Origin of the sequence: Paenibacillus cineris (genome assembly GCF_018333335.1) — a bacterium.
Classification (GTDB): domain Bacteria; phylum Bacillota; class Bacilli; order Paenibacillales; family Paenibacillaceae; genus Paenibacillus_AQ; species Paenibacillus_AQ favisporus.
On record NZ_BORU01000003.1, the window covers coordinates 538220 to 550281 of the forward strand.

Annotated in this window: 10 protein-coding genes; all 10 read right to left on the reverse strand. The window is 57.0% G+C overall.

Features of this window, described 5'->3' with window-relative positions:
• Nucleotides 1–41: 41 nt before the first annotated feature.
• Nucleotides 42–665, reverse strand: coding sequence for an alpha/beta hydrolase (locus tag KI379_RS26680; protein WP_212971186.1), 624 nt, complete (start codon nucleotides 663–665; stop codon nucleotides 42–44).
• Nucleotides 665–1609, reverse strand: a complete 945-nt coding sequence (locus KI379_RS26685; RefSeq protein WP_212985495.1) for a ring-cleaving dioxygenase — start codon at nucleotides 1607–1609, stop codon at nucleotides 665–667. The genes KI379_RS26680 and KI379_RS26685 overlap by 1 nt, the downstream gene beginning before the upstream one ends.
• Nucleotides 1610–1916: 307 nt before the next feature.
• A complete protein-coding gene (gene purD / locus KI379_RS26690; RefSeq protein ID WP_212985496.1) occupies nucleotides 1917–3200 on the reverse strand; it encodes a phosphoribosylamine--glycine ligase in 1284 nt (427 codons plus the stop codon).
• A gap of 318 nt (nucleotides 3201–3518) precedes the next feature.
• A complete protein-coding gene (gene purH, locus KI379_RS26695) occupies nucleotides 3519–5066 on the reverse strand; it encodes a bifunctional phosphoribosylaminoimidazolecarboxamide formyltransferase/IMP cyclohydrolase (protein ID WP_212985497.1) in 1548 nt (515 codons plus the stop codon).
• Between the two features lie 512 nt (nucleotides 5067–5578).
• A complete protein-coding gene (gene purN / locus KI379_RS26700; protein ID WP_212985498.1) occupies nucleotides 5579–6196 on the reverse strand; it encodes a phosphoribosylglycinamide formyltransferase in 618 nt (205 codons plus the stop codon).
• Nucleotides 6196–7236, reverse strand: coding sequence for a phosphoribosylformylglycinamidine cyclo-ligase (gene purM, locus KI379_RS26705; RefSeq protein ID WP_152399220.1), 1041 nt, complete (start codon nucleotides 7234–7236; stop codon nucleotides 6196–6198). Before purM ends, purN begins: the two co-directional genes overlap by 1 nt.
• A gap of 143 nt (nucleotides 7237–7379) precedes the next feature.
• On the reverse strand, nucleotides 7380–8861 hold the full coding sequence (gene purF, locus KI379_RS26710; RefSeq protein ID WP_212985499.1) for an amidophosphoribosyltransferase: 1482 nt from the start codon (nucleotides 8859–8861) through the stop codon (nucleotides 7380–7382).
• The gene (gene purL, locus KI379_RS26715) at nucleotides 8846–11089 is read right to left on the reverse strand and encodes a phosphoribosylformylglycinamidine synthase subunit PurL (protein WP_089548981.1); all 2244 of its coding nucleotides are present in this window, start codon (nucleotides 11087–11089) and stop codon (nucleotides 8846–8848) included. Before purL ends, purF begins: the two co-directional genes overlap by 16 nt.
• Nucleotides 11067–11756, reverse strand: coding sequence for a phosphoribosylformylglycinamidine synthase subunit PurQ (gene purQ, locus KI379_RS26720; protein ID WP_212985500.1), 690 nt, complete (start codon nucleotides 11754–11756; stop codon nucleotides 11067–11069). The genes purL and purQ overlap by 23 nt, the downstream gene beginning before the upstream one ends.
• Nucleotides 11757–11761: 5 nt before the next feature.
• Nucleotides 11762–12007, reverse strand: a complete 246-nt coding sequence (gene purS, locus KI379_RS26725; RefSeq protein ID WP_076176812.1) for a phosphoribosylformylglycinamidine synthase subunit PurS — start codon at nucleotides 12005–12007, stop codon at nucleotides 11762–11764.
• Nucleotides 12008–12062: the final 55 nt, after the last annotated feature.

The following is a 12062-nucleotide window of genomic DNA, read 5'->3' on the forward strand; positions in this document are numbered from 1 at the left end:
TGAGTCCCAAGCAGCCTTTTCCTTATGTTCGATTTAAACCATTATGCTTTACTGTTAAAATGACGCTCAAACCAGGCGGTCGCCGCATCAATCTCCAGCTTGCTCAGCTGGTGTCCGTAATCTGCCCAATGCAGCTCGGAATCCGCACCGGCGTCAGACAGCAGGGAATGGAGCTCCTCGGTCTCACTGATGGAGCAGATTGGGTCATTCGTCCCTGCCCCGATAAATACCGGAACGCCGGTTAGATCAGGAAGCTCCTTCCCGCGCAGCGGAACCATCGGATGCAGCAGAACCGCGCCCTGCAGGGCGTCGCTGTAATGGAACAGCAGGCTCGCGGCAATGTTGGCGCCGTTGGAGAAGCCGACAGCCACCATCCGGTTCCGGTCGATGGAATACTGCGCTGCCGCCTCATCCAAAAAGGCCTTCAGCTCATGCGTCCGCGCAATCAAATCTTCCTCATCGAACACCCCTTCGGCCAGTCTCCGGAAGAAACGCGGCATGCCATGCTCCAGAACGTTTCCCCGCACGCCAAGCACGGATGCCCCTGGTGCTATCATGTCTGCGATCGGGAGCAAATCCCGCTCATTCCCACCCGTTCCGTGAAGAAGAACCAATACGGGTGCCTCCGGCCGACTTCCTTGAACAAAAATATGCTTCATACTCATCATTGTACGCCTCCCAACGCACAGACCTGAATGTCCGGCAAAATATTTTTTATCACTTCACGCTGCGGCTCATACCACTCGGGCAGCATGAGATGTGTCCCCATTTCCGCTTCCGGCTCATCCCGTGCAAACCCTGGCGGATCTGTGGCGATCTCAAACAAAATCCCGCCCGGCTCACGGAAATACACCGCATTAAAATACTGACGGTCGACGATCTGCGTCGGACGAAGACCGGCTTCCTCCACCAGACTTCTCCACGTCTCATGCTCGGCAAAATCCTTGGCACGCCAGGCGATATGATGCACCGTACCGGCACCGGCGGTCCCCCGCTCTTCCTGACCGATATTCACGTCGATGATGTTGCCGATATCGCCGGTGCTGCGGTAACGGACCTGGCCTTGGTCTTCGCCGATTTTGGCCAGTCCGAGGATTTCTTCCAGAACCAGCATCGTCTGCTTAGGGTTATTGCTTCCCAAAACGGCGCCGCCAAATCCCTTAATGGCATGGTCCACTGGAACTCCGCTGAAGGACCAGCGGCTTGGCGCCCCCTCGGCCCGCTCCACCAATTCAATCTGCAGACCGGAAGGATCTTTGAATTGAATGTACGTTTCTCCGAATCTTTCCGTCGTGCCGTACGCCAAGTCCAGAGAGCTCAGACGCTGCATCCAGAAATCCAGACTTCCCGGAGGAACGGCATACACCGTCGTTTTCACCTGTCCGCCGCCAACGGTACCTGTTCGGCTATTGTCCCTCGGAAAAAACGTAATAATCGTCCCCGGACTGCCGTGCTCGTTGCCAAAGTACAGATGGTACACGTTTGGTGCATCGAAGTTGATCGTCTTTTTCACCAGTCGAAGCCCGAGCACCCCGGCGTAAAAATCAACGTTGTCCTGGGCGTTGTTCACGAATGCGGTAATGTGGTGGATCCCTGTCGTCTGCAGCATGGTTTGAAACCTCCTCTGTGCTCTCTGATTTTAAACCTCTCATTGCGTTTACGACCTGCCAAACCTGATCTGAATTTATTTTAATATTAAGATTTATAAATATATAATATATGATTTCGAGATTTTTGGCAAGGGGGTATACGAAGAGTGATATGCTGAACAACAAAAGGCGCCCCTTCGGTCGTGTGCCGACCTCGGAACGCCTTCTATCTCAGACCCGGCAAAATGTACCGGGCAATATCCCTAGGGACATCCATAGGGACATCCATAGGGACATCCATAGGGATGCATTTCTAGCGAAACATTTTTATTTCCCGCTCTTCACCAACGCCTTGGCGGCGATGTCCGTGCGGTTCTGCTTGCCCTCGAAGGTAATCTTCTCGGCCTGCGCGTATGCCTTCGCGCGGGCTTCGGCGATGTCGGCACCCAGGCCGACGACGCCCAGCACGCGGCCGCCGCTGGTGACGAACTCGCCCTGCCCGTTCTTTGCGGTTCCCGCATGGAACACGAGGGCGTCTGCCGCGTTGACTTGATCCAGCCCCTGGATCGGCAGCCCCTTCGGATATGAAGCGGGATAGCCGCCCGATGCGAGCACGACGCACACGGCGGCCTCTTCGCTCCATTCGATGTCGATATCGGCCAGTGTACCGTTCACGACCGCGAGGAAAATGTCGAGCAGATCCGTCTTCAGCCGCGGCAGCACGACCTGGGTCTCCGGGTCGCCGAAGCGGGCGTTGAACTCGATCGTGGTCGGCGTACCGTCCGGCTGAATCATCAGCCCGGCGAAGAGCACGCCGCGGAACGGCCGGCCTTCGGCGACCATCGCTTTGGCGGTCGGCTTGATGATATTTTCGACAGCGGCTTCAACAATCGCCGGATCCACATGCGGCAGCGGCGAATAGGTGCCCATGCCGCCCGTGTTCGGACCCTTGTCCCCGTCAAACACCGGCTTGTGGTCCTGCGCAGCCGCCATCGGCCGCACCGTCTCGCCGTCGACAAAGGACAAAATCGACATTTCCTGCCCCTGCAGGAACTGCTCGATGACGACCTGAGCGCCGGATTCGCCGAATACTTTGGCGACCATGATGTCGTGGAGCGCTTTTTCCGCTTCCTCCATCGTAAACGCCACGGTGACGCCTTTTCCTGCGGCAAGTCCGTCCGCCTTAATGACGATCGGTGCCTGCTGCGACTGCAGATATGCGGATGCTTCTTCGTAATTGTCGAATTTGCGGTAAGCCGCCGTAGGAATGTTGTATTTATGCAGCAGGTCTTTCATGAACGTTTTGCTGCCCTCGATTTCAGCCGCCTTGCGGTTAGGCCCGAATACCGGAATATTTTTCGCCTCAAAAGCATCCACGATGCCGTCTGCCAGCGGATCGTCCGGTCCGACGACGACCAATCCCACTTCTTTCGTCAAAGCAAAGTCCGTCAGCTTGTCGAATTCATTGACCTGAACCGGCACGCATTCGGCGATCTGCCCGATCCCCGCATTTCCCGGGGCACAGTAGATCCGTCCCGCCTTCGGGCTCTTATGCAGCGCCCATACGATGGCATGCTCGCGGCCCCCGCCGCCAATCACCAAAATATCCATGTCCGCCTCCCGTTTCTTCGTTTATGCACGTTAATTTTTCCTCAGAACTTAAACATCCCGTCGTAATACCGCCGCCAAGATTACGGTGTCGACACCGTTTATAGCAGACAGCCGCGTTCAGCGGAGATTTTGATGACGGAAGCAGCTGCTGGGGGTGACTTTTCCGACAACAGAGCGGCTGCAGTCACCCTTCCTTATCTCTCTCCCAAACCTCTTAAACGCGGCTATCTCAGCCCTTTTCACTTTTAATGCATGACGCCGGTGACTTTACTCATAACGGTAATGACTTTCCCCCAGCCAGAACGGCGAGTTCCCGTCTTAGTGTTTAAAATGTCTCACGCCCGTAAATACCATCGCAATGCCGTATTCGTTGGCAACTTTAATGGACTCCTCGTCCTTAATGGAGCCGCCAGGCTGAATGACCGCCGTGATCCCGGCTTTGGCCGCCAGCTCCAGCGTATCGCCCATCGGGAAAAACGCATCGGATGCGAGTACCGATCCCTTGGCTTTGTCGCCCGCCTGCTCGATGGCGATTTTGGCGGAGCCGACGCGGTTCATCTGACCCGCACCCACGCCAACGGTCATGTTGTCCGCGGCCAGTACGATCGCGTTGGACTTCACGTGCTTGACGACCTTCCAGCCGAACAGCAGCTGCTTCAGCTCCTCTTCGCTAGGCGCACGATCGGTTACGACTTTCAGATCGGCTTCGTCCAGCGAATGCACGTCGCTTTCCTGCACGATCATGCCGCCGTCGACCGACGTGACGACAAATTGGCTGGTCCGTTCCTTGGCAGAACCGAATTCGCCCATTTTCAGCAGACGGATGTTCTTCTTCTTCGTCAAAATTTCGAGTGCCTCATCGGTGAAGCCCGGTGCCAGCACGATTTCCAGGAAAATTTCGCTGAGCAGCGCCGCGGTATCGCTGTCGATAATGCGGTTAGCTGCGACGATGCCGCCAAAAATGGAGGTCGGATCCGCGCTGTAGGCTTTTTTATAGGCTTCCAAAATGCTTTCGCCAGTGCCTACACCGCAAGGGTTCATATGCTTGACCGCCACGACAGCCGGTTCGTCGAATTCCTTGACGATCTGCAGCGCCGCGTTGGCGTCGTTGATGTTGTTGTACGACAATTCTTTGCCGTGCAGCTGCTCGGCGGTCGTGATGGTGCCGGATGGAGCGAGCGGTTTGCGGTAGAACGCCGCTTTCTGGTGCGGATTCTCGCCGTAACGAAGGTCTTGGATCTTCTCGTAAGTGACCGTCAAACGCTCAGGAAGAGGATCGCCTGTGACGTTCGACAAATAATCGGAAATGAGGGCATCGTATGCGCCGGTGTGGCGGAAAACTTTGGCTGCAAGCCGTTTGCGCGTCTCCAGCGTCGTATCTCCGTTCTCGCGGATTTCCGCAAGTACGGTGCCGTAGTCGGCCGAATCGACAACTACGCTGACAAACGCATGATTTTTGGCTGCCGAACGAAGCATGGTCGGACCGCCGATGTCGATATTTTCGATCGCATCCTCATACGTTACGTCCGGTTTGGCAATCGTCTCCTGGAACGGATACAGGTTTACGACCACCAGATCGATGTAGTCCAGGCCCAGCTCTTTCATCTGCTGCTGATGCTCTTCGCTGTCACGGACAGCCAGAAGGCCGCTGTGTACCGCCGGATGCAGCGTTTTGACGCGTCCATCCAAAATTTCCGGAAACCCGGTTACTTCGGAAATGCCGATGACCGGCACGCCTTCCTGTGCCAGTAGGCTTTTGGTGCCCCCTGTCGAAATGATCTCCACGCCCAATGCAGACAGCTCGCGGCAAAAATCCACGATGCCCTTCTTATCCGATACGCTGACCAGCGCTCTTTTAATACTCACGATATGCTCCTCCTTTATGTGTAAAAACGATAACTTTCGCTCGAAGCTCATTTATTTCCCGAGAAATATCGAAAAGATTCCCCGGCATCCGCCGGAAGCGGGCCGAGCCGACAAAACCGTCAAATCCCTCCACAAAGCGCACTTTTTGCTCGATAACGGCCGACGTCTTTGCGGAAACACCGAAATTTATCATTTCTTATATAAGTTGAACGATTGAAATGGATGATAGGGGCAAGTACGTAAAACGCTCCTACGATCGCTCTTGTTTTCGTATTTCTTGATTGATGGATCCAACCTAATGGAGAAATCCGAAAGCCAAATGCGAACGCTTCGCTTCTTCAGAATCCTTTTACTCCCTTGCCCTGCATCCTATTCTTTTAATTCAACTTATATTATACGAAAAAGCCGCTGACAGCCGCCGCCTTTCGTGTCGGAACCGCAGCAGCTGTCCTTTATCCCCTTACCCTATCTCTATATCTTTGTGTTGTTACCTCTCCAACCACATCAAGGCATCATCCCTTAAGCAGCGTAACTTTCCGGCCCTCCAGCTTCACTCTACCCTGGGCAAAAAGAGCAACGACCTGCGGGTACAGCTCCTGTTCTACAGCATGCACCGCCTGCGCAAAAGACTCCTCCGTCTCATGCTCGGCCACCTCGATCGCCCGCTGGGCGATAATCGGTCCGGTATCCATGCCGCCGTCCACAAAATGCACGGTTACGCCGCTCAGCTTGACGCCATAGTCCAGCGCTTGCCCGATCGCGTTTGTCCCGGGAAATGCCGGGAGCAGCGACGGATGAATGTTGATCAGGCGTCCCGCATATTTGTCGACGATCACGGAGGTCAGAAGACGCATGTAACCCGCCAGCACGACCAGATCGATCTCCAGCTCCTCGAGCTTGGCGACGATTTCCGCTTCATATTCCTCGCGCGATCCGTACTGTTTGGGAACGAACAGATGCGTGGGAATGCCGAGGCGCTCCGCCCGGCCGACGACAGGGGCCGCCGGTTTGTCGCAGACGAGCAGATCCACCGTCGCGCCGCCGAGCCTTCCCTCAGCGGCCGCTTCGGCCAGTGCCTGAAAATTGCTTCCCGTACCGGAAGCAAACACAGCAATCCGGTAGCCGCTCATTAGACATCGGCTCCCGTAAAGGTCACAACCGACTCACCCGGCGTTACCGACCCGATGATGTACGCTTCCTCGCCGCTCGCCTTGAGCAGCTCCAGCGCCTGCTGCGCATCGCCTTCGCTGACGACAAGGACAAGCCCGATACCCATGTTGAATGTGGTGAACATATCGCGGTTGGCAATACTGCCCTTGCTCTGCATCAGCTCAAAGATCGGCAGGATCGGCCAGGAACCGTAACGGATGTCCACGTTGACGTTCGCAGGCAGCATGCGCGGAATGTTCTCGATGAAGCCGCCGCCGGTGATGTGCGCCATGCCTTTCACGTTGACCTTTTCCAGCAGAGCCAGCAGAGGCTTCACATAGATTTTGGTCGGTGTCAGCAGGACGTCGCCCAGCTTGCCGCCCAGTTCAGGGATTTCATCGTGCAGGCTGTAGCCGGACTGCTCAAGCAGGAGCTTGCGCACCAGGGAGAAGCCGTTGCTGTGCACGCCGCTCGACGCGATGCCGATGACCGTATCTCCAGGGGCGATGGACGAGCCGTTGATGATTTTGCTTTTATCGACAACGCCGACTGTAAAGCCCGCGATATCGTATTCGCCTTCAGCATACATACCGGGCATTTCGGCGGTTTCGCCGCCGATCAGCGCGCAGCCGGACTGATGGCAGCCCTCGGCGATGCCGGCCACGATCGCTTCGATCTTCTCCGGCACGACCTTGTCGCATGCCAAGTAGTCAAGGAAAAACAGCGGCTCTGCCCCCTGCACTACGATGTCGTTGACACACATGGCCACCGCGTCGATCCCGATCGTGTCATGGCGGTCCATGGCGAAGGCGATTTTCAGCTTGGTGCCGACCCCGTCCGTTCCGGAAACGAGCACAGGCTCCTCATATTTGTCCTTGTTCAGGCCGAACAGCGCCCCAAAGCCGCCAAGATCTGTCATCACTTCCGGACGGAACGTCCGTTTCACGTGCTTCTTCATCCGTTCTACCGCTTCATTTCCGGCCGCGATATCCACACCGGCATTTTTATAAGCCTCAGACACTCCAACGACACTCCTTTGTCAAATGCTCCGCCACTTTTTAAGCGGGTAAAGTATTCATATCCTGAATCGATCCACTGATACAGCCCAAACCTTCAGCCCGGCAATGCCATCGCGATCCGTAATCGCCCTGCATTCCAAGCCCATCAGCAGCTGCAGCCAAACTTCTCTTCACCGTTAAAATCCAGATGCGTCGGATAATCGTTGTCGAAACAAGCCAGGCACAGCCCACCCTTGTAATCATCCGCATTGTTGCCTGCAATCGCAGTGATCAGACCCTCCGGGCTAAGGAACGCCAGCGAATCGGCGTTAATTTCCCGGCAGATTTCTTCCACCGACTTGCTTGAGGCAATCAGCTCGCGCCGGTCCGGCGTGTCGATGCCGTAAAAGCACGGATTTTTAAAAGGCGGTGACGTAATCCGCACATGCACTTCCACCGCACCGGCTTCGCGAAGCAGGTTCACGATCCGGCGGGAAGTCGTGCCGCGGACGATCGAATCGTCGATCATGACGACCCGCTGGCCTTCAACCACACGCCGCACAGCGCTGAGCTTCATCTTAACGCCCTGCTCGCGCAGCTCCTGGCTCGGCTGGATAAAGGTGCGGCCCGTGTATTTGTTTTTGATGAGCCCCATCTCGTACGGGATCCCCGTCTGCTCCGCGTAACCAATCGCCGCGGAAATACTGGAATCCGGCACCCCGGTCACGATGTCGGCGTCGACAAACGATTCGATCGCCATCCGGCTGCCCATCCGCTTGCGGGCGGCGTGCTGGTTCGAGCCGTTCATGTCGCTGTCGGGACGGGCAAAATAGATGTACTCCATCGCACACAGCGATTTACGGTGCTTCTTCTCCTCGAACCGGTCTTCATGCAGGCCGTCTTTGTCGAGAATAAGCAGCTCGCCCGGCTCGATGTCGCGGATCAGCTCCGCGCCGATCGTCTCGAGCGCGCAGGTCTCGGAGGCGAAAATATACGCCTCACCGAGCTTGCCCATCGTCAGCGGCCGCAGCCCGTGCGGATCCGACGCGACCAGCAGCCGGTCGTTCGTCATGATCAGGAACGCGTAGCCGCCGACGATGCGGTTGAACGCGTCTTTGGCCGCAGAGACGAGATCCTTCGACGAACGCGCGATCAGATGCGCGATGACCTCCGTGTCGCTCGTCGTCTGGAATATCGACCCGCCTTCCTCCAGCTCGCGCCGGATTTGCGGAGCGTTCACGATATTGCCGTTGGTCGCCACGGCCAGGTCGCCGTCACGGTACTTGAACACCAGCGGCTGCGCGTTCGTCAGCTTGCTGTCGCCGCTCGTCGAATAGCGCACGTGCCCGATGGAGATGTCCCCGGTCAGGGAAGCCATCATATCTTTGTCGAATACCTCTTTGACGAGACCCATGCCGCGGTGGTAGTGAAATTCCTCGCGGTCGCTGACACACATCCCCGCGCTTTCTTCCCCGCGGTGCTGCAGGGCATGCAGCCCGTAGTAGGACAAAGAAGCGGCGTCCGGGTGTCCATAGACCCCGAACACGCCGCATTCTTCTTTTAATTTGTCGAACAGCCCGTCTTTGCCCGAGCCTTCGTTATAGTAGTCTCCCGTCCACAGCGTTTGCGGTGTTACTTCATGAGACATGGAATCGCATCCTCCCAGACCTGCTTCAAGCCTCCTACACTTTCGTTCACGGCCGAAGCACCGTTGATGTCAACCACCAGACTGTCGCCTTCCACGATGCCGATTTCGGCAACCGGCACGCCTTGACCTTCAATATAAGCTTTCAGCTGCTCTGCCTTGTCCCGGGATGCCGAGAGCAGGATGCGGGATTGGGATTCGCTGAACAGGGCTACGTCCGGACGCAGGCCGGTTTCGACATGCACCTGGGCACCCAGCGAACCGCTGATGCAGGACTCGGCCAGAGCCACTGCAAGACCGCCCTCGGACAAGTCGTGCGCCGACTGTACGAGTCCTTGTTGGATCGCACCAAGCACGGAAGACAGCAGTTTTTTCTCCGTGTCCAGGTCGAGCGCCGGAGGACGTCCTTCCGTTGCCCCATGCACGACGTATTGGAACTCGCTGCCGCCCAGCTCCGCTTTCGTGTCACCGAGCAGGAAGATGACGTCGCCTTCTTGTTTGAAGCCTTGTGTCGTAATATGATCCGTATCATGCACCAGACCGACCATGCCGACGACCGGCGTCGGGTAGATCGCTCCGCTGGCGTTCTCATTGTACAGGCTGACGTTACCGCCGATGACCGGCGTATCCAGCACGCGGCAGGCTTCGGCCATGCCGTCTACCGCACGCTCCATCTGCCAGAAAATATCCGGCTTCTCCGGACTGCCAAAGTTCAGGTTGTCCGTGATCGCCAGCGGCTCGGCGCCGGAGCAGACGATGTTGCGCGCGGCTTCGCTGACCGCGATGCGGCCGCCGACTTCCGGATCGAGATACACGTACCGCCCGTTGCAGTCGGTCGTCATCGCGAGGCCTTTGCGCGTGCCTTGGATCGTAACCACTGCCGCGTCGGAACCCGGACGGACCGCCGTGCTCGTGCGGACCATGTAATCGTACTGGTTGTATACCCAGGCTTTGCTGGCAACCGTCGGGGAAGCCAAAACCTGCTTCAGGGCGCCGCCCAGGTCTTTCACTTCTTCATAGCGCAGCGTATCAACGCCGGCGTTTGCTTCATAATAAGCAGGCACGCTCGACGGCTTGTTGTACACCGGGCACTCGTCAACGAGTGCCTTGACCGGCATGTCGCCAACGACCTCGCCATGGTGGAACAGCTTCAGGCGTCCATCGTCGGTCACTTTACCGACCTTGGCGCAGATGACGCCCCAGCGCTCGAAAATTTCCATCGCCTGCGCTTCGTCCTTCGGCTCGACGACGAACAGCATGCGCTCCTGGGATTCGGAGAGCATCATTTCGTACGGCGTCATGCCTTCTTCACGCTGCGGCACCTGGTCGAGGTACAGCTCCAGGCCGTTGCCCGCCTTGCTCGCCATCTCCGCGCTGGAGCAGGTCAAGCCGGCTGCGCCCATGTCCTGAATGCCGAGCACGATCCCCGAATCGATCAGTTCCAGGGTCGACTCCATCACCAGCTTCTCCATGAACGGGTCGCCGACCTGAACGGCCGTCTTCTTCGCTTCCGACTCTTCGCTGAGCTCAACCGAAGCAAACGTCGCACCGTGAATGCCGTCGCGGCCGGTAGGAGGACCTACGTAAAAGACCGGGTTGCCCACGCCTTTAGCCACACCGCGCTGAATTTTGTCGTGGTCGATCAGACCGACGCACATCGCGTTAACCAGCGGATTGCCGTCGTAGCTGTTGTCGAACATCACTTCACCGGCCACCGTCGGAATACCGATGCAGTTGCCGTATCCGGCGATGCCGGCCACAACATGCTCAAACAGATACTTCACGCGGTCGCTTTCGAGCTTGCCGAAACGCAGCGAGTTGAGCAGCGCTACCGGTCTTGCACCCATCGAGAAAATGTCGCGGATGATGCCGCCCACGCCCGTCGCGGCGCCTTGGTAAGGCTCTACCGCGGAAGGGTGGTTATGGCTTTCGATTTTGAACACGACCGCCTGGTTGTCGCCGATGTCGACGATCCCCGCGCCTTCGCCCGGTCCCATCAGGACCCGCGGGCCGCTGGTCGGGAAGCGGCGCAGCAGCGGCTTCGAATTTTTGTAGGCACAGTGCTCAGACCACATGACGCTGAACACGCCGATTTCGGTATAGTTCGGCTGACGTCCCATAAAGGAGCAGATCAGCTCGTATTCACTGTCCGATACCCCAAACTGCTGATAGATTTTCTGTTCCGCAATCTGTGCTGCGGTCGGTTCTTTAGCGGACACTTGCTGCGCCATGGGTATCCCTCCAAGCCTTCAAAATGGATGTAAACATACGCTTGCCGTCCTCGGAGCCGAGCAGGGAGTTCACTGCGCGTTCCGGGTGCGGCATCATGCCGACGACGTTGCCGCGCTCATTGCAGATGCCGGCGATATCCAGAACGGAGCCGTTCGGATTGCTGCTGTAGGTGAAGACGATTTGGTTATTATCCTGAAGACGCGCGAGCGTCTCTTCATCACAATAGTAATTCCCTTCGCCGTGGGCGATCGGAATGACGATTTCTTCATTTTCGCTAAAGTCGGTCGTGAACGGCGTGCGGTTGTTCGCCACCTTCAGCACTGTGTCATGACAGCGGAACTTCATGGACGTGTTGCGCAGCAGTGCGCCCGGCAGCAGACCCGCTTCCGTCAGGATTTGGAATCCGTTGCATATGCCCAGAATGTATTTGCCTTGCTCTGCAGCCTTGGCCACTTCACTCATGACTGGAGCAAACCGCGAGATTGCCCCGCAGCGAAGGTAGTCGCCGTAAGAGAAACCGCCAGGAACCAGAATGCAGTCGTAAGCGGACAGGTCTGTTGCGGTATGCCAGACGTAATCGACAGGCTCCCCGAGTGTTTCCTCTACCGCTTTGTAGCAGTCGATATCACAGTTGGAGCCGGGAAAGACGAGAACTGCAAATTTCATGGATGTTAGCCCTCCAATTCGTATCGGTAATCCTCGACCACCGTATTCGCCAGAAGCTTCTCACACATGGCTTTGACGCGTTGTTCCGCCTCAGCACGGTCATTCGTGTCCAGCTGAAGCTCCATGTATTTCCCGATGCGGAGGCTCGACACTTCCTCGAATCCCATCGAATGAAGCGCTCCCTGCACCGCAACCCCCTGCGGATCGAGTACGCCCTGCTTAATAGTGACATAGACCGTAGCTTTCATCATGTTCTTCTAGTTCCTCCTCTAGGAATGAGTGAATGAGTGAATGAATCTTTTTCAG